We start from the raw sequence: 18670 nt of genomic DNA, 5'->3' as shown, positions 1-18670 counted from the left end.
CAACACGGTTAACGCTATTTTCTAAGGCTATTTAAGCAGTAGCTCGTTAATGCGTTTTAGATAGGCCGATGGGTCCTCTAACTGTCCCCCTTCCGCCAATAGTGCCTGATCGAAGATAACCTGCGCTAAGTCATCAAACTGCTCACTTGATTCAAGCTTTTGAATCAGCGGATGGGTGGGGTTGACCTCCAAGATAGGCTGAGTCTCTGGCACTTCTTGGCCCATTTGCTTGAGCATCTGAATCATTTGTGGTGACAGCTCTCCCTCTGGGGTGACTAAAATCGCTGGACTATCAACCAAGCGATTTGACACACGCACATCTTTGGCACGTGAGCCCAGCGCAGTTTTTAGCTTATCTACCACAGGCTTTAAGCTCTCTTCGGCTTTTTTGACTTCTTCTTTTTCTGCCTCATCTTGCAAGTCACCTAAGTCCACAGCGCCTTTGGCAATGTTTTGTAGTGGCGTGCCATCAAACTGAGTTAAGAAGTTCATTGCCCACTCATCAACGCGGCTGGTCATCAAGATAACTTCGATGCCTTTTTTCTTAAACAGCTCTAATTGTGGGCTGTTTTTGGCCGCAGCTAAATTCTCAGCGGTTAGATAATAGATGGCTTTTTGGCCCTCTTTCATGCGGGCTTTGTAGTCTTCAAAGCCAGTCTCTAAACCGTCTGTGGTGGTGGTGGCATAACGCAGCAGCTTAGCAATACGCTCTTGGTTACTCATATCTTCACCAAGACCTTCTTTGATCACATCGCCAAACTCGCTGTAGAACTGTTTGAACTTCTGTTGCTTATCGCTATCTTCACTGTTTGCAAGGCTTGCTAATAGTGTCAACACACGGCGCGCGTTACCATCTCGAATAGACTTAACATCACGAGACTCTTGCAAAATCTCACGGCTAACGTTCAGTGGTAGGTCTTGAGAGTCAATTACCCCTTTCACGAAGCGCAGATACATAGGTAGCAGCTGCTCTGCGTCATCCATAATAAATACGCGTTTTACATACAGCTTTAGACCATGCTGCTGCTCACGGGCATATAAATCAAATGGGGCTTTTTTGGGAATATACAGCAGCTGTGTGTATTGCACGCGGCCTTCAACTCGGTTGTGAGTCCAAGCTAAGGGATCTTCAAAGTCGTAGCTGATGTTTTTATAAAACTCGTTATACTCTTCGTCTTCAATCTCAGAGCTTGAGCGGGTCCAAAGTGCACTAGCCTTGTTAATAGTCTCCCACTCGTCAGTCACTACCATTTCGCCGTCAGTGGGTGTATCGCCATCCTCACCTTCCTCGGCCACTTCCTCTTGCCACACCTCTTTACGCATCTGAATTGGCAGGCTGATATGGTCAGAGTATTTATTGACCAAAGCTTTTAGCTTGTTGCGGTCTAGATAGTTGTCTTCGCCTTCACTGAACTCATCTTTTAGATGTAGCGTGATAGAGGTGCCGCGGCTGTCTTTGGTGATGCTCTCAGTGGTAAATTTACCAGTACCGTCAGATACCCAGCGTACGCCTTGATCTGCAGGCTCACCCGCTTTACGTGATTCAACAGTAATCGTGTCTGCAACGATAAAGCCTGAGTAAAAACCAACCCCAAATTGACCAATTAATTGACCATCTTGCTTTTGTGATTCAGATAATTGCTCTAAGAATGCTTTGGTACCAGATTTGGCAATGGTACCCAAGTTCTCAATTGTGTCCGCTTCATTCATACCAATACCATTGTCGATAAAGGTAATGGTCTTAGCCTCGGTATCAATATCGATGCGAACTTTTAGCTCACCATCATCTTCATAAAGACTGTCATCGCTGGTGGCTTCAAAGCGTAATTTGTCACAAGCATCGGATGCGTTTGATACCAACTCACGCACAAAAATATCAGAGTTTGAGTACAGTGAGTGAGTCACTAAATGCAGCAACTGTGCTACTTCTGCTTCGAAAACGTGCTGAGTGGCGTTTTGATTTTCGCTCATGTGTTTATTTTCGCTCATGGGTTCCTCTTGGATTGTCCATAATTATTTTTATGCCTATTGGCTATCTCGCCCGTTATCATATACCTCTATTGAAGCTACGACCTGGCGTTTGGGTTACCTAACTAATAGGGGCACGGTGCTGTTTTTTCAAGCTAGGTTTGTGATTATGCGTCATAAAAAAACGCCGACTTTTAATAAATCGGCGTTATGCGTCACTCTTAACTCATTTTGAGCCATGCAGGCTTGGCTGACTATACCATGGGCCGCAAGGTCAAGATCTGCTCACTACGACCAAAAGGCCCCCGCTTATCATGCAACACTGCACTGGTTAAGCCAATGCCATCAGCACCGTATTGCTGCACCGCCTCAATCCCCAACCATTTGCCCTCAGGCAGGCGGTGCATGTGAATTTGTAGGTCGGTATTGGGAAAAGCCAATTTGGTTTCGGCAAGCTGTAAGCCATTACGAGGGACCACACCATTGGCGGTATCCACCAGCCCCATTAAGCGCACAAAGTCGGTTGTGGCCTTGCCCTCGACCATATCATAAGCGGTGGTCAACCAGACCACACCTTTGCCCGGACGACGCTCAGGATCTGAGACCGCTGTGGTGCTGGCAATAAACCCACCTGGCCAAATACTCATGCCTGGCCAAATGGGTAAAGATTCTGGTGACGCTGTCAGTGCGTGGTCCTCAAGACCGGCAATATTTGAGGTGTCTTGGCTAATCAGCCGCCAAGCTCTGGCGATAATACAATCACGACCCCCACTACTCATCACCGCCTCAATAAGCTCGATGGTTTTGCCTGGGCGGATGCTGCGAGTGGTAATACTAAACGCTTGTAAGGGAATTAAACCCAAGATATCAAGGCTTATGCGCGCAATACGCAGATGCGGCTGAGGCGCAAAAATCTCAAGCTCATGCGCCAAAATACCGGTGGCTGGAGCCATGTGCTGCTCGTGCTCATTCCATGCCCCTTGCGCATGGATGGTAGGTTGGTAATGCGCTGTGCAGCTGCCGTCTTGTTGCTGTTCACGGCTGATGCACTGATAATATGACGTCATAAATCATCCTTAATTTATTAAACCAATGGGCTTATAAACCCACCTCTTTTACGGGGATGCGCAGCTCTTTTGGTAAGCTAAAGGTTACATTTTCTTCAATCCCTTTGAGCTCATCAGGTAAATCTCCGCCCCATTGTTGAAGCTGATTTAACACCTCTTGAATAAGAATCTCTGGCGCTGATGCACCGGCGGTGACACCCACAGCGCCCACCCCAGCAAACCACTCTTTTTTCATCTCACCGGCATTATCAATTAAGTAAGCTTTGCAGTTCATACGCTCCGCTAATTCGCGTAGACGGTTTGAGTTAGAGGAGTTGGGAGAACCCACCACCAATACCACTTCGCAGCGCTGAGCTAAGTCTTTGACTGCATCTTGACGGTTTTGGGTGGCATAACAGATGTCATCTTTGCGTGGCCCTTGAATGTTAGGGAATTTTTTGCGCAGCGCATCAATGACCACTGCTGTGTCATCCATAGATAAGGTGGTCTGAGTCACAAAAGCCAGACGATCAGGATCACTCACTTCTAATTTTTCGACATCTGCCTCATTTTCTACCAGATGAATCTCGCCACCATATTGCGCGCTAAAGCGGCCCATGGTGCCCTCAACTTCTGGGTGACCTTGGTGACCGATAAGCACCGCATCCATTTTTTCACGGGCGAACTTGGCCACCTCAATATGCACTTTGGTTACCAAAGGACAGGTCGCATCAAATACCGTTAAATCTCGGCGCTCAGCCTCATCTTCTACCGCTTTTGACACCCCATGTGCTGAGAAGATAACGATAGAGCCATCGGGTACTTCATGTAATTCTTCTACGAACACCGCGCCGCGATTGGCCAAATCAGACACCACAAATTTGTTATGCACCACTTCATGGCGTACATAAATGGGCGGCTCAAAGCGTGCCAATGCTTGATTTACAATAGCAATAGCACGGTCAACACCGGCACAAAACCCACGAGGGTTGGCAAGATAAATTTGCATAACAGACCTTCACAATAGATAATCGAAGAAATAAAATGTGAAAAACGCAGCTAAGCCCATCGGCTTATTTCTATGCATTAGACAAACTATTTTGTGACTACTTTAACATATCCGCTAAAATAGAAGGCATCTTGGCGCTGATTTATTCGTAATATACACCTATTTTTCATATTCCTTTTTTGGCGCACCTTCCTTTATCCACTATAGAGAATCACTTTATGAAAGGCTCCCTTTTTATTATCACAGCCGCTTCAGGCACAGGTAAGACATCTTTAGTTAAACAGCTTATCGCCACCACCAATGATTTGGCTGTCAGCGTCTCACACACCACCCGCGAGCCGCGTCCCGGTGAAATCCATGGCCAGCACTATCATTTTACCGATACAGCCAAGTTTATCGAGGGCATTCAGGCCGGTGAGTTTTTGGAGCATGCGCAGGTTTTTGATAATTATTATGGCACGTCACGCCAAAGCGTAAACCAGCAGCTTGAGTCTGGGGTCGATGTGATCTTAGAGATTGACTGGCAAGGCGCGTTACAGGTTAAAGAGCTGTATGAGGATGTGACCATGATTTTTATTTTGCCACCAAGCCAGGCCACGTTACGTCAGCGCCTCTCCTCACGTGGTCAAGACTCCCAAGAGGTAATCGAAAAGCGCTTGGCTGGTGCGGTGACTGAAATGCAGCAATACGTGCACTTCGATTATGTGGTGATTAATGATCAATTTGAAGCCGCTTTGTCTGAGTTAAAAGCAATTATTGTGGCCAAGCGTCAAACGCTCGCCCGCCAGCAAGCGCGTTATGCTGAAGTTATCAAAGACTTAATCACTGAATAATAAGCTTTGGCAATATCCGCCCTAAGCCGGCCTGCTTCTACCTAAAATAAAGCTACCCACTTAAGGGCGAAATCTTGCTATAATAGCTGATTAATTATCGCATTTTTACATATCACTTAGTGATAACAAGAGGACTTTATGGCACGTGTAACCGTAGAAGACTGCTTACATGCAGTAGACAACCGCTTTGAGCTGGTATTGGTTGCCAGCAAGCGCGCTCATCAACTGGCCAAAGGCGTCTCTGAGCCGTTAGTTGAAGTCAACAATGACAAGCCAACTGTATTGGCGCTGCGTGAAATTGCTGCCGGCCTAGTGACCAAAGATATCCTAAACCAACCGGATCATCATTTTGCGACGAACTCATTAGATTTGGCATTAAGTGGCGGTCAAGGCTTCTAGTTTAAACCTTAAGATAAGCGGCCACTTAGACCATCAACGCTAAAGCGGCTCTTATTTTATGAAGCCAGTTAAATAAAGAACCACGATAAGCATCTTGCAGATCGTGGTTTTTTATATGCTGCAGCTTATTGGGGTGCCAAATTTAGTCAAAGCCCCCAAGTTATTATTTTATTTTTGCTAATTTTTTGCTAATAAGGGGTTAATAGTTGACACACTGCCTTTTTTAAGATTAATTAAGGCATGGTGCGTGATTTTTATTTTTACCAGTTATCCCCATATAAATATAACGAGATAAGCACGACCACGAACCGCTTGTTTTTAATTGACTGTTGCCTAGCTGATGGATGATAAAACTATGTTGCCTTTACAAGATCGTTTGACTCCTACCCCAACTGCAGGCTCAACCTCATCTAATTTTGAAACTGATATGATTAAACCCCTAAATACTGACATTGATGGCAATGTCATCAATAATATTGCCAACGCAGATAATATTGTGGATACCTCAATTAGTCCAGATATCACTCTGCCAGATTCATACGGTGATGAGCAATTAAATCAAACCGCTTATATGAAAAACCTCCCCAAGCTAAGCCATCACTTAGTTGATGAGGCGCAGCGTAATCTTATGCGGGCTGTGGCGTATTTAAACGATAAAGAAAAACAAGAAGTACTACAAGCTTGTGCTTATGGGGATAAAGCGCACATTAAAGACAAAAGAAAATCCGGTGAACCCTATATTACTCACCCCATCGCTGTGGCTGAGATTTTAGCGGGCTTTCGCCTAGACCGTGATACCATCATTGCGGCTATCTTGCACGATACGGTAGAGGATACCGAGGTGACCTCTGAGGAAATCACCCGCTTGTTTGGCTCGACTGTAGCAAGCTTAGTCGATGGCGTGACCAAGCTTAAATCCTCCAATCACAATAAGCGCCAAAACAAGGCGGCCACCTTTCATAAAATCTTATCTGCGACCCTAGATGACCCTCGGGTACTGATTATCAAGCTGGCCGATCGCCTGCATAATATGTCAACGCTAGATTCAGTTCGCCCTGAAAAGCAGCGGGCTACTGCCTCTGAGACGCTTGAGTTTTATGTTCCCTTTGCCCGTCTGATGGGGATTAATGATATCGCCGATTATATGGAAATCTTGTGTTACCGAAACCTAGATCCGGTGATGTATACCAAGATGGCCGATAAGCTTTTACAACATGGCTTAGGGCGCAAATATCAAAAAGAGACCATTCAGCAGTATCTTAACTACGTACTGGACAAGCATCACATTTCAGGACATGTGCGTGTCTTAGAAAACCAAGTCATTATGTACCGTCAATTCTTCCGTAACCGCGGTGAGATTGATGACTTATTGCGCCACTATGCCTTTGAAATTGTCACCACGACCATTGAAGACTGTGATTTATTGGCGGATTATTTAATCAAAAAATACCGCATCGCTGACCGCTACGTTGAAGACAATATCCGTCATCCTCTGCCCGGCGGCAATCAGTCGCTCACCTTGACTTATAAGCGTGATAACGACATCATTAAAGTCACCTTGCTGACCCGTAAGATGCAGGCCGTATCACGTTTGGGCGTTATTGGTGCTGAGCAAGCCTCTGAGCTTAGCCGCTCAGTTATTAAAGCGTCGCTTCGTAATATGAAAGAGCTGCTCGACTATAATGAAAATGAGAAAACCGGCGATCCAGACTATGATGAAATGGTTGAGACCATTGATGAGCTTATCTCATATTTAAATACCCGAAAAATCTTGTGCTACAGCCCCAAAGGCCGAGCCTACGAGATACCGCGTGGTGCAACTGCTTTAGACTTCGCTTATGCGGTGGGCCCCAAAGTGGGTAACGTGGCTGTGGGCGCAAAAATTAACGGCAAAAATGCCAAATTGGGCTCTATCTTAAAATCAGGTGAAACGGTAGAGATCGAGATTGATCCAGAAGCCAAGCCAAAAGCTGAGTGGCTAGGCATAGTTGTCACCAGTAAGGCACAGCGCGCGCTTAAGCGCTGGTTTAGTAGTCTGCCCATAGAGGAGCAACAGCAACATGGGAAGCAGGCGCTAGATAGGGCTCTAAAGACCTATGGTAAGTCGCTAGATGACTTGACTGAAGCCGACTGGGATGATTTGTTAAAATGGCAGAATGTCAGCGCCAAAGAAGAGCTGTTTGAGAACATGAGCGCTGGGGCCTTATTACCACAGCTGGTAGTGTCTAGACTGTTTAGTGATGATGTGACTAAGACCCACCAACAAGCCAGCAAAAGAGGCTTTGATCGACCCAATCAGCTGCTGTCTAACGCCAACGGTGTTGAGGTGCATTTCGCCGGCTGTTGTCGCCCGATATTTGGTGATCCCATCATCGGTCATTTGACCATGCACGGCTTAGTGCTGCACCGCCATCGCTGCTACTCTATCGTGAATAAATATGCCGAAAAACCTTATGAGCTGGTGCAATTAAACTGGTACAGCGAAGAGCAGATTGAAAAAAGCATCACCCATCCCAGTGAGCGCCCGCACTTCACCGCTTATCTAAAAATTAACCTAGCACTCAATGATGAGCAGGTATCGCATGTGTTATATACCTTGCGTCAGCTAAATATTGGTATCGAAAAAGTTGATATTCGTACAGATTCAACGATAATACACGTGGTTGTGCGTAGTCGCAGTCATGTATTAGAAGGCATTGAAGCGCTGCGCCCTCATGTGGGCTTTGGTAGCATTCGTCGTCTATATCGCTTATAAAGCACCCTTTAAAATCAACAATAACCATAAGTCATAATACTCAAGGAGAATAACTATGGCACGTCAAACCATTCATACTGATAAAGCCCCTGCAGCCGTTGGCGCCTATTCACAAGCGGTAAAAATCCCATCAACCGGTGGCAGCCTGGTATACATCTCAGGTCAACTGGGCTTTGATCCTGAAACTATGGAGCTGCGTGAAGGCTTTGATGCCCAAGCTAAGCAAGTTATGGACAACATTGAAGCCATCTGTGAAGCTGCTGGCGGCAAATTAAGCGATGTGGTTAAGTTTAACGTATCACTGACTGATTTAAATGACTTTGCAGCGCTAAACGCAGTATTCGCTGAGCGTTTGGCAGAACCGTATCCTGCTCGTGCTGCGGTACAAGTGGCAGCACTTCCTAAAGGCGGCATCGTTGAAATTGAGTCTATCTTATTTATCGAAGACTAAGCCTAAGCTGTCATAGGTTAAAAGTAAGTACAAAATAGGTTATAAACTCGAAGGCAACTTTGAGTTTATAACCGCTTTATTTAAGGAGAACACCCCCAGATGCTGATTCGTGTCGCCCTGCCGGTGCCTCTTTATCGTGAGTTTGATTATCTTCCACCCATACCTGCTTCAAGCAATCCCGCTCATTGTGCCAAAACCGCTCCCCCTATGCCGCCAATAGGCAGCCGAGTACAGGTGTCCTTTGGTCGACAAACCTTAATTGGTATCGTCGTGGCACATATCGACAGACAAAGCAGCGACATACCGCTAAATAAGCTCAAGCCCATCAAGCAATGCTTGGATGAGACACCTATTTTAGATGCCGCTATGCTGTCTTTGGCACGCTGGCTGGCCAGTTATTATCATTACCCTTTAGGCGATGTCATATCGGTGATGCTGCCGACTTTAATTCGCCAAGGCAAGCCGCTAGACTTACTGGTGACTCACTGGCGCATTCGACCCAATGTCAGTGATGCCAACTTTAATAGCAATGCGCACAAACAAAAACAACAATTTGCAATGCTTAAACTGCATGGTACTCATGGCGCCAGTGAGGAGACTTTGTTACTTGAGGGCATGGAGCGTCCTTTTTTAAAGCGCTTAGAAGAAAACGGCCTTATTGAGCATTATTTGCAGCCTCAAGCAGACCCAGCACCGGTCAGCTTGGCCAAAATGCCTCTGGACTTAAATGAGCAACAAAAGCTGGCCGTTAATGCCATCATCCATACCGCTAACACCAATACTTACTGCGGCTATTTGCTAAACGGCGTCACCGGTAGTGGCAAAACAGAGGTGTATCTGCAAGCCATGCAGTCAGTGCTTCAGGCGGGTAAGCAAGTGTTAGTTTTGGTGCCCGAGATTGGCCTAACACCGCAGACCCGTGCCCGTTTTGCCGAGCGTTTTTCAGCCAATATATTGCTGCTGCATTCTAATTTAAATAACACCCAGCGCATGCATGGCTGGGAGGATTGTCGTCAAGGGCGGGCTCAAATTGTCATCGGTACCCGCTCATCAGTGCTGCACCCTTTCGCGAACTTAGGGCTTATCGTGGTCGATGAATCACACGATCAGTCTTATAAACAGCAAGATACCTTGCGCTATCATGCCGCTGATGTGGCCTTATACCGTGGTTATCAACTGGGTATCCCTGTGGTACTCGGTACTGCCACGCCATCGCTTGAGCATCTAAAATTGGTGCAAGAAGGCAAACTGACTGAGCTTATGCTCACGGAGCGTGCCGGTCATGCCAAAGCGGCCAGTTTGTATTTGGTCGATGCCCGAGACACCCCAACCAAATACAGCGACATGCCCGTTGAGGACAAACAAAGACAACTGTTGCCAAATTTAGAGCGCTCCCAAAATACGGGGCTTACCGATGATACCATCGCCGCTATTCGCAGCACCTTAGAGGCCGGCGAGCAGGTACTGGTGTTTTTAAATCGTCGCGGTTATGCCCCTATACTGTTGTGTGATGCCTGTGGCTGGCAAGCAGATTGTGTGCGCTGTGAGGCTCATATGACCTTACATCACAGCCAGCTTAACAGCCAGCAGCCAAGCTATCTTAAGTGCCATCATTGTGACTGGCAGGCCTCTATTCCCCTTGCCTGCCCTGAGTGCCATAGCCCCAACTTAAATGCGGTGGGCATGGGCACCACCCGCTTAACTGAGAGCTTACATGCGCTATTTTCAAACCCACAAACCAGCAAAGTCACCTATCCCATCATTCAAATAGATCGAGACACTACCCGGCGCAAGGACAGCTGGGAGGAGATTTATCAGCGCATTAATACCGGTAAACCAGCCATTTTAGTGGGCACACAAATGGTGGCCAAAGGACACCACTTCCCTAATGTCACCTTGGTGTGTCTGCCCAATGCCGATCGCGGATTTTTATCACCTGATTTTCGTTCGCCCGAGCACACAGCGCAGCTAATTGTGCAAGTAGCAGGACGCTCAGGACGGGGCAGTAAGCCTGGCAAAGTGTTAATTCAAACCGTGCAACCAGAAAACCCCTTATTGCGCAAGCTGGTACGTGATGGCTATCAGCCCTTTGCATTAGAGCTATTAAAAGAGCGCAAAATGATAGGCCTACCGCCTTATACCTATGCTGCGTTGATTCGCTGTGAGGCCAAGACATTACAGCGTGCCACTCAAGTACTCAAAGATGCGGTCGTTATTTTACCCCCTCATAATTTGAGTATCTTAGGGCCAGTAGATGCCCCCATGAAGCTAAAGAATAGCCGCTATCATACTCAGCTCCTATTGCTCTCAAAACAACGCGCCCCCCTGCATCAGGTATTAAACCTGTGGTGGCCTCAAGTCCTACAATTGCCCTCTGCCAAGTACTTAAAGCTGACATTGGATATCGACCCGATCGGCTGGTAGCTCACGCCGGCATGACAGCATAAAAAGCGCTCTACTTATCTGATACTTTAATAAACACTGAAACTGGGTAAACTGTTATTTAGTTTTGGTCTTAAGTTATGGCCATCAAACCTCATCGTAGGAGCAATTTATGAGCGCCCATCATGACCCACACCACACTCACCCTGACAACCCCATAGCTGCTCATGACCCGCCGCACTTTCATGATGAACCCACAGCTCGTGATATGAGTAAGCAGCGCCGTATCTTATGGTTTAGCTTCTTAATTATCAGCGGATTTATGTTGGTAGAGGCTATAGGCGGTTTATTAACTCACAGCTTGGCACTGCTGTCTGATGCCGGCCACATGCTGTCTGATGCCGCGGCTTTGGGCGCCACGTTGCTGGCTTTTAAAATAGGTGAAAAGCAGGCAAGCAATGAAAAAACCTTTGGCTATAAGCGCTTTGAGATTTTGGTGGCTGGGGCCAATGGTGCCACCTTAATTATCATTGCCTTGATGATTGTATGGGAGGCCATCGGACGCTTTAATTCGCCACCTGATGTGGCCTCTCAAGGTATGCTCATTATTGCCAGTATTGGCTTAGTAGTGAACTTATTGGTGGCTTGGCTGCTACATAGAGGCAGCGCAGCTCATGACCACGATCATGGGCACGGTGAGGCTCAATCTGGCGAAAAAAACCTAAATATGCACAGTGCTTATTTGCACGTACTGGGCGACTTACTGGGCTCAGTGGCAGCCATTATCGCCGCGCTGTCTATGATGTGGATGGGCTGGTGGTGGGCTGACCCAGTCGCGTCTGTTATCGTCGCTGTTTTGATTTTGGTGAGTGGGTTTCGAGTTGTCAAAGCCTCAACACACATACTTATGGAGGGCACTCCAGAAGAGATATCATTAGATGAGGTAAGGCAAACCATCGAGAGCCACAAGCATATCATTACGGTACATGACCTTCACGTTTGGAGTATCACCAGTGGCATCCATGCGCTGTCTTGTCACGTTGTGGTCAATAGTGACATGCGTATTCTTGAAGCCAGTGAGCTTATTCATGATTTAGAGCATAGCCTTGAGGCGTTAGGCATTAGTCACACCACCATTCAAGTTGAGTCTATTGAGCATCCGCACAACCGATTAGACGCGATTGTGTGTGGTCTAGATGAGGCTCCAGCCAATAGTGCAGCTCATCATCACCATCATCATCAATGATTTACTGTTCTTTTATAAAGATAGCGCAGTAATGGGTAAATAAACCAAGATATCGCAAATAGGGTGAGCCCTACTGCGGTCAATAGCATACCGATACGAATAATCATATCAAGCTCGATACCTGCTATCCAAGTATCAGGGGCTATGGTCGGCCCCATTGTTGACGCAAAAGCCAAATAAAAAGCAAACATACACATGCCTGCGGTTAATACCAACCTTGCAAATGTGATCAAGAGAATATCAAATAGGCTGTCATCATCTTTATATTTGAGTATCTTTAACACACCACTCTCCCATTGTTATACGCTATAACACACCGTAAGTATTTACTGAGCCCATGTTTGACGAATGGTCTCCATCTCAGCCCTATACTGCTCAGAAGGAAGCTTGAGGATATCAAATAAGATTTCTAAAAAGTCATTAGCATCATAAAACGGGTCAATATAACTGCCATCTAAGCCCAAAACTGGGCTACATAAGACATAACGCAGTCGGTCTGTGGCCGCAAAGGTATGTTTAGGCGGATAGCCCATGGCTCTGATAATATCAATGCCGCGCAAATGCAGGGCTTGCATTTGTTCAAGGGCAAGCTTAGCTAACTCACAACGCGGAATATAACGACGGGCATACAAAAAAGTACCCGCTGCGGTAGGCTCAAGGCAGGAAGCAGTAGAAGATGAAGAGGATGCAGACATAAGTGACTCCTAATACTCCGACATAAATGAATCATAGTGGGCACAAATGGACCTTGTCGGAGTATAGGCTCATGCGCTTTACCAGAGTTATTTTACATCGTGCTGGAAGTTGCAATGCTTGGTGGTCACAGTATTTACTGAGCACAAAGCAATTAAACCCACGATTTTGAGTCACTATACTAGCACAAACTAAGGGGCGAATAAATAAGTGCCCCCGCTATTTATTATTCTGTCCATGCTTGTATGTCGTGTACTATCTATGAGCGCTACCTTGCATGATGACAGCGCATATTGGTGGCCATGATTGATGGCTATGACTGTCCTAATAAATTTAGCGGCCCCTTAAGATAACGCACCCCATTGTCTTCTGGCTCAGGCAGATGTCCTGCCTGGATATTGACTTGTACAGAGGGAATAATCAATCGAGGCATCTGCAAGGTGGCATCCCGTTCAGTGCGCATTTTTGCAAATTGCGCCTGACTAATGCCTTGGTGCACATGGATATTATGCGCTTTTTGCGCCCCAACCGTGGTCACTGGTGAATGCGTTCTGTCTTGTGGTGGATAGTCATGACAAAGATAAATGACCGTATCCTCAGGCAGCGCTAGAATCTTTTGGATAGATTCGTATAACGCATCAACATCACCGCCCGGAAAATCAACACGTGCGGTGCCAACATCTGGAGCAAACAAAGTATCCCCTACAAATATGGCCAATGGCTGCATGGTATCTGCCGTATTTTTGGCAATATAGGCCATGTCTGCTGGCGTATGTCCAGGCACATGCATCACCGTCAGCTCAATATCACCGAGCATAAACTGGGTGCCCTCTTCAGTTAACTTATCGAACTGACTGGCATCAGTTTTAAAGCCCATATCCAAGTTAAACACGTGTTTAAAAATCTTTTGCACTTCCGTAATGGGTTTGCCTATTACCAGCTGTGCGCCCAGCTGCTGCTTTAAATATTGAGCCGCTGATAAATGGTCTGCATGAGCATGGGTCTCAATAATATAGGCAGCGTTAAGCTGTTGCTGATTAATAAACTGCACCACTTGCTCAGCTGACTTGGTGCTGGTGTGACCCGATTTAAAGTCATAGTCAAGCACAGGATCTATAATGGCACACACCTTGTTGCCGGTATCGATTAATACGTGCGTGTACGTTTCGGTGTCCTCATGCAAGAATGATTTAATCTCCATTGTCCGGCGCTCCTTTTGTGGTGTTGATTTATAAATGGCTAAGCGCAGCGTTACGCTTACTATACCTATCATTATACTATATAAATAAATATTATATAGTTAAGCATAGTAACTGCTTGATATCCCCTACTTTTACTTTCTCATCCGACGCAGGGCAACCTATCACGCCAAGTCTGAGTTTGTGTCATGCGCACTGTGTCTCCACCACAAACTTCTGGTTTATCACAACAACATCTGCCCCTTTGTGAAGCGGATAAAACCAGCAGGCATAAAAAAAGCCAGCCGCAGCCAGCTTTTTTCTAACAGAGGTCAAGTCATCGAGACGATTAGAACAAGACGCGAACGCGAATGGTCTCTTCAATATCTCTAAGCTTATCGAGCGCTTCTTGTGAGTTGCGGTTGTCGACATCCATTACCAAATAACCCACATCGCCTTCTGTCATCAAGCTTTGGGCTAAAATGTTGATGCCCGCTGACGCGAATGATGAGTTAATTTGCGACAATACACCCGGTACGTTTTTGTGAATATGTAGCAAACGGTGCGAGCCTTCTTTGACTGGAATGCTGACTTCAGGGAAGTTCACAGAAGTGGTGGTATCACCGGCATCTGAATATTTAACAAATTTCTCAGCCACTTCAAGACCAATATTGGCCTGAGCTTCTTGAGTTGAGCCACCGATATGAGGCGTCAAGATAACGTTATCAAACTTACGCAGTGGTGATTCAAATTCTTCATCTGCTGATTTTGGCTCTTTAGGGAACACGTCTACAGCCGCGCCTAACACTCGGCCTGACTCAAGTGCAGCAGCAAGATCATCAATCTCAACACAAGTACCACGAGCAGCATTGATAAAATAGCTGCCCTCTTTCATTTGATCAAACTGCTCTTTTTTCATCATATAACGTGTGCTGGGCAGGTCGGGCACATGCAGGGTAACGATATCTGCTTTGTTTAATAATTCCTCTAAGCTGCCAACCTGAACGGCATTACCTAAGGGTAGCTTGGTAACCACATCATGATAGATGACTTTCATGCCCAAGCTCTCAGCCAATACAGACAACTGTGAGCCGATTGAGCCGTAGCCCACGATACCCATCACTTTACCGCGAACTTCATGTGAGTTCTTAGCAGACTTACCCCAGCCGCCGCGATGAACCACAGCATTTTTTTCGGGGATACCACGATATAACATAATCGCTTCGGCTAAGACCAACTCTGCCACTGAGCGGGTGTTGGAATAAGGGGCGTTAAAGACAGGAATACCAAGCTCACGAGCGGCATCTAGATCCACTTGGTTGGTACCAATGCAGAAGCAACCAATGGCAATTAATTTATCCGCTTGTTCTAAGATATCACGGGTCAACTGAGTGCGCGAACGAATGCCAATAAAGTGGGCGTCTTTGATTTTTTCAGCCAACTCTTCGGGGTCTAGCGCGTGTGATAAATATTCAATGTTGGTATAGCCAGCATCGTTTAATACTTTTAGTGAATTCTCGTGCAACCCCTCTAGAAGTAAAAAACGAATCTTATCTTTTTCAAGCGATAATGCCATGTCTTAGCCCTTATTTCGGATGGGTAATGGGGAGCAGTGATCTCACTGTGCCCCTTTATCATAAAAAGCGTCGAATTAAAATATAACGTCACAAAACGCACAAATCATATGACCACACAAGCGCTTATTACCATCAAGGTGACTTACAAACGTTCAGCTCGGTGTGTCATAATACAACTATCTTATAACATATTTTGTTATTTTGGCAGGTTAAATTACGAATAAACCCCTGCCATTTATGACTATAATGCTTAACTTTAGGTTATGCTATTTATTTTGTTCATCCTTTGATTAACTTTTTTCACTGTTCATAGTTTTTTTACGTTTACTTCTTTAACTTTTTAGAATATTGCCTACAGAGACCCCTATGACTGCATCGAATTCTGTAACCTCCCCCACCGCTGCTCATCAACAGTCGCATGGCGCGGATCAATCCCAAATAAATGAGCCCTCTTTGGCTGCTCAGAGCGCTACGAATCCGGCTACTGTGGCGGCCCTGATTGCCAATTTGACCGCCAATCACGGCTTTGAAACCAGTCAAATAAAAACCGATGCAGAAAGCTTAGCGCATTGGGGCAAAGACTGGACCAAGCATTTTGCGCCCGCGCCCTCTGTGATTGTGTTTCCAAAATCGACCGAGCAAGTCCAAAGCGTGGTGAAGCTGGCCAATGAATATGGCATAGTCATCACCCCAAGTGGTGGCCGTACTGGATTATCTGCCGGTGCTGTGGCCAGTCATGGCGAGATTGTACTTAGCCTTGATAAAATGAATAAAATTGGTGAGTTTTTCCCCGCCGATAGAATGGTTGAGATTGAAGCGGGTGTCATCACCGAGCAGCTACAGCAGTTCGCTGAAGACAAAGGCCTATACTATCCTGTGGATTTTGCCTCAGCAGGCTCCAGTCAAATTGGGGGTAACATCGGCACCAACGCCGGCGGCATCAAAGTAATTCGCTATGGCATGACGCGTAACTGGGTGCTGGGTCTTACAGTCGTCACTGGTAAGGGTGATATCTTACAGCTCAACCGCGGTATGATAAAAAATGCCACCGGTTATGATTTGCGTCATTTGTTTATCGGTGCAGAAGGTACGTTAGGCATTGTCACCAAAGCACAAATCAAGCTTGAACGTGCCCCGCAGGATTTGACGGTGATGGTATTTGGCATGGATAAGTTTGAGCATGTGATGCATGTGCTGTCCGCTTTTCAGTCTCAAATTGACTTGACTGCCTTTGAGTTCTTCGATGATGTGGCTATTGAGAAGCTGATGGCCACAGGTCATGTACAAGAGCCTTTTGAAGCCCACACCAAATATTATGCCCTACTTGAATTTGAGGCCCCCTATGAGCCTATTATGGATAAGGCGATGGCCATGTTTGAGCAGTGCATGGAGAATGGCTGGATTGTCGATGGTGTCATGAGTCAAAACCTATCTCAAGCCGCTGAGCTGTGGAAACTGCGCGAATATATCTCAGAGACCATCTCAGTATTTACCCCATATAAAAACGATGTGTCAGTACTGATCAGCTATGTGCCTGAGTTTATCAGGGATATTGAGAGTGTGGTCAACAGCAACTACCCGGACTTTGAGATTTGCTGGTTTGGTCATATTGGTGATGGTAACTTGCATTTAAACATCTTAAAACCTGAGAATTTATCCAAAGATGAGTTCTTTGAAAAATGCCAAAGTGTTAATGATCTAGTGTTTGCCACAGTACAAAAATATGGCGGATCGGTGTCTGCCGAGCATGGTGTGGGCATGACCAAAAAGCCCTATTTGAACTACACCCGTAGCGAGAGCGAAATTGAGTACTTAAAAGCACTAAAACAAGTGTTTGATCCTAATGCGATTATGAACCGTGGTAAGATTTTTGATGTGTAAAATCCTGCTTTGTCCGCATTAAAATCAATAAAAAAGACGCCATATGGCGTCTTTTTTATTGATCAAAGCTGTTGGCTGCTTGTCTATAAATAAAGATAAAGACAGCGCCAAAAACTAACCAAACAGCAGTGCTATGGACATCACTGCCAGTATTCCTAAAATAAGCTGTACGATAATAAACGCTTGGTGTGGCCCAACTAAGTGCTGAATCATATTGCCCATAGCATTTAGGGTAATGCCTGAATCTCTAATATGCGGCGGGGTTTGAATTTTTTGGATGGCCGATAAAAATTGCTCAGTATTATCGGTGCTCCATTTATGTGGCCGAAAGGGTAGAAACCTTGATAACGTATTGGCCTGCTTTTTGGTCTTAGGTGACCACAGCCAACGCTCTAAAAACACCAAACGCATGTCCCAGTTATCAAAGTCACGTGACGTGATTGGTTGGATCAGCAAAATCTTCACATTATTGTGGCGCTTATCATCGAAGATATGCTGCACAATGGGCAGCAGTACCTGCTTTTTGCCCTCTAAACATTGCAAAAAATGACCATTGCCATAGCACAGCGTTCCAGTGATACCGTGCTGCTGATTGTATTGTCTAGCCTCTTGCTCTACAGTTTCAAAAATAGCCGGCTTAAAGCGACTTTTTAAAGTCAGGCTGCTTATATACACCAAACGAATTAGGCTATCGTCACTAATTTCATCTAGAGTATTTGCTGTATTTTCTTCATGAAGAGGCATAGTTACCGTCCTTAATACGCCATAACTGTCGAACCTTTACAATTACAATCAATAAAATAACGTATACATTAATTAATGTTAATCATACAATAAATTACTCTTTTTATATAGTATTTAATAACTCAAAAAAAACACCTGCTATCAATAGCTTAGTTGCTCTCTGCCCTAGCCTCTGACTGTGACAAGGCATATAACTGAGCGCCTGACTGCTTAATGCCTTGTTAGCTTTTATCACTGTTTGTCAGAATTGACAGTGGTGATTGCCGCAATTGCCTGCCACTTAAAGCCAACTTACTTTACAATTTTGCAGTTTTTATCCTCTATGAGCCCTTTATAATACTAAGCATATCCAGTAGATAGCGCTCTAGAGGAGGTTAATCGTTATAACTCTACCTACTAACTTTAGAGCCGCTACTTTTTGCCCGCTACTTTTGAGAGTAGCTCAAAGCGCTACCTCCATAAAACTGACCTAAGCGCTAAACATCTACTTATTATGTTGATAGCTGAT

At 45.6% G+C, this 18670-nt stretch carries 15 protein-coding genes; 7 read left to right on the top strand and 8 right to left on the bottom strand.

Annotated elements, in window-relative coordinates; translation table 11 throughout:
* Positions 1-27 precede the first annotated feature (27 nt).
* From htpG to ispH, 3 genes are all read right to left on the bottom strand, one after another.
* Complete coding sequence (gene htpG / locus DLE54_RS02970; protein ID WP_227535459.1) at positions 28-1989, bottom strand: molecular chaperone HtpG; 1962 nt, start codon at positions 1987-1989, stop codon at positions 28-30.
* A 233-nt stretch (positions 1990-2222) separates the two neighbouring features.
* Positions 2223-3035 (bottom strand): thioesterase family protein, encoded by an 813-nt coding sequence (locus tag DLE54_RS02965; protein ID WP_110816184.1) that lies wholly within the window; start codon positions 3033-3035, stop codon positions 2223-2225.
* Between the two features lie 31 nt (positions 3036-3066).
* Positions 3067-4023: a 4-hydroxy-3-methylbut-2-enyl diphosphate reductase gene (gene ispH, locus DLE54_RS02960; RefSeq protein WP_110816183.1), complete on the bottom strand. Its 957-nt coding sequence runs from the start codon at positions 4021-4023 to the stop codon at positions 3067-3069.
* A 218-nt stretch (positions 4024-4241) separates the two neighbouring features.
* Between ispH and gmk the strand changes: the two genes are divergently transcribed.
* The 6 genes from gmk to DLE54_RS02930 all read left to right on the top strand — a co-directional run bounded on the left by gmk (position 4242) and on the right by DLE54_RS02930 (position 12089).
* Complete coding sequence (gmk, locus tag DLE54_RS02955; protein ID WP_011959859.1) at positions 4242-4856, top strand: guanylate kinase; 615 nt, start codon at positions 4242-4244, stop codon at positions 4854-4856.
* 138 nt (positions 4857-4994) lie between these two features.
* Positions 4995-5255 (top strand): DNA-directed RNA polymerase subunit omega, encoded by a 261-nt coding sequence (gene rpoZ / locus DLE54_RS02950; RefSeq protein ID WP_011959858.1) that lies wholly within the window; start codon positions 4995-4997, stop codon positions 5253-5255.
* A 571-nt stretch (positions 5256-5826) separates the two neighbouring features.
* Entirely contained in the window at positions 5827-8010 is a 2184-nt protein-coding gene (locus DLE54_RS02945; RefSeq protein ID WP_011959857.1) for a RelA/SpoT family protein, read from the top strand.
* Positions 8011-8065: 55 nt separating this feature from the next.
* Positions 8066-8461 (top strand): Rid family detoxifying hydrolase, encoded by a 396-nt coding sequence (locus DLE54_RS02940; RefSeq protein ID WP_011959856.1) that lies wholly within the window; start codon positions 8066-8068, stop codon positions 8459-8461.
* A 99-nt stretch (positions 8462-8560) separates the two neighbouring features.
* Positions 8561-10885: a primosomal protein N' gene (locus tag DLE54_RS02935; protein WP_110816182.1), complete on the top strand. Its 2325-nt coding sequence runs from the start codon at positions 8561-8563 to the stop codon at positions 10883-10885.
* A gap of 130 nt (positions 10886-11015) precedes the next feature.
* Entirely contained in the window at positions 11016-12089 is a 1074-nt protein-coding gene (locus tag DLE54_RS02930; protein ID WP_110816181.1) for a cation diffusion facilitator family transporter, read from the top strand.
* Here DLE54_RS02930 and DLE54_RS02925 read toward each other — a convergent pair.
* The 4 genes from DLE54_RS02925 to serA all read right to left on the bottom strand — a co-directional run bounded on the left by DLE54_RS02925 (position 12083) and on the right by serA (position 15536).
* Positions 12083-12373 carry a hypothetical protein gene (locus DLE54_RS02925; RefSeq protein WP_110816180.1) on the bottom strand — a complete coding sequence of 97 codons (291 nt, stop codon included), beginning with the start codon at positions 12371-12373 and terminating at the stop codon, positions 12083-12085. The two genes, DLE54_RS02930 and DLE54_RS02925, sit on opposite strands and share 7 nt — an antisense overlap.
* A gap of 42 nt (positions 12374-12415) precedes the next feature.
* Positions 12416-12784: a hypothetical protein gene (locus DLE54_RS02920; RefSeq protein ID WP_110816179.1), complete on the bottom strand. Its 369-nt coding sequence runs from the start codon at positions 12782-12784 to the stop codon at positions 12416-12418.
* Positions 12785-13095: 311 nt separating this feature from the next.
* A complete protein-coding gene (locus DLE54_RS02915) occupies positions 13096-13983 on the bottom strand; it encodes an MBL fold metallo-hydrolase (RefSeq protein ID WP_110816178.1) in 888 nt (295 codons plus the stop codon).
* Positions 13984-14309: 326 nt separating this feature from the next.
* Complete coding sequence (serA, locus tag DLE54_RS02910; protein WP_011959851.1) at positions 14310-15536, bottom strand: phosphoglycerate dehydrogenase; 1227 nt, start codon at positions 15534-15536, stop codon at positions 14310-14312.
* Between the two features lie 367 nt (positions 15537-15903).
* On the opposite strand from serA, the gene DLE54_RS02905 reads away from it, so the two are divergent.
* Entirely contained in the window at positions 15904-17418 is a 1515-nt protein-coding gene (locus DLE54_RS02905; RefSeq protein ID WP_227535457.1) for an FAD-binding oxidoreductase, read from the top strand.
* 114 nt (positions 17419-17532) lie between these two features.
* On the opposite strand, the gene DLE54_RS02900 is transcribed toward DLE54_RS02905, so the two are convergent.
* Positions 17533-18162 carry a BLUF domain-containing protein gene (locus tag DLE54_RS02900; RefSeq protein WP_110816177.1) on the bottom strand — a complete coding sequence of 210 codons (630 nt, stop codon included), beginning with the start codon at positions 18160-18162 and terminating at the stop codon, positions 17533-17535.
* Positions 18163-18670: the final 508 nt, after the last annotated feature.

Origin of the sequence: Psychrobacter sp. YP14 (genome assembly GCF_003209315.1) — a bacterium.
GTDB classification, from domain to species: Bacteria; Pseudomonadota; Gammaproteobacteria; order Pseudomonadales; family Moraxellaceae; genus Psychrobacter; species Psychrobacter raelei.
Note: the sequence above shows the minus strand (reverse complement) of the source record. Positions and strands in the feature narration are given on the sequence as shown.

Bases quoted from the DNA above. Each gene is read 5' to 3' on its own strand.
- DLE54_RS02940 (WP_011959856.1), top strand. From the start codon at position 8,066: ATGGCACGTCAAACCATTCATACTGATAAAGCCCCTGCAGCCGTTGGC.
- DLE54_RS02965 (WP_110816184.1), bottom strand. From the start codon at position 3,035: ATGACGTCATATTATCAGTGCATCAGCCGTGAACAGCAACAAGACGGC.
- DLE54_RS02930 (WP_110816181.1), top strand. From the start codon at position 11,016: ATGAGCGCCCATCATGACCCACACCACACTCACCCTGACAACCCCATA.
- DLE54_RS02905 (WP_227535457.1), top strand. From the start codon at position 15,904: ATGACTGCATCGAATTCTGTAACCTCCCCCACCGCTGCTCATCAACAG.
- DLE54_RS02945 (WP_011959857.1), top strand. From the start codon at position 5,827: ATGAAAAACCTCCCCAAGCTAAGCCATCACTTAGTTGATGAGGCGCAG.
- ispH (WP_110816183.1), bottom strand. From the start codon at position 4,023: ATGCAAATTTATCTTGCCAACCCTCGTGGGTTTTGTGCCGGTGTTGAC.
- htpG (WP_227535459.1), bottom strand. From the start codon at position 1,989: ATGAGCGAAAATAAACACATGAGCGAAAATCAAAACGCCACTCAGCAC.
- gmk (WP_011959859.1), top strand. From the start codon at position 4,242: ATGAAAGGCTCCCTTTTTATTATCACAGCCGCTTCAGGCACAGGTAAG.
- DLE54_RS02920 (WP_110816179.1), bottom strand. From the start codon at position 12,784: ATGTCTGCATCCTCTTCATCTTCTACTGCTTCCTGCCTTGAGCCTACC.
- DLE54_RS02900 (WP_110816177.1), bottom strand. From the start codon at position 18,162: ATGCCTCTTCATGAAGAAAATACAGCAAATACTCTAGATGAAATTAGT.
- DLE54_RS02915 (WP_110816178.1), bottom strand. From the start codon at position 13,983: ATGGAGATTAAATCATTCTTGCATGAGGACACCGAAACGTACACGCAC.
- serA (WP_011959851.1), bottom strand. From the start codon at position 15,536: ATGGCATTATCGCTTGAAAAAGATAAGATTCGTTTTTTACTTCTAGAG.
- DLE54_RS02935 (WP_110816182.1), top strand. From the start codon at position 8,561: ATGCTGATTCGTGTCGCCCTGCCGGTGCCTCTTTATCGTGAGTTTGAT.
- rpoZ (WP_011959858.1), top strand. From the start codon at position 4,995: ATGGCACGTGTAACCGTAGAAGACTGCTTACATGCAGTAGACAACCGC.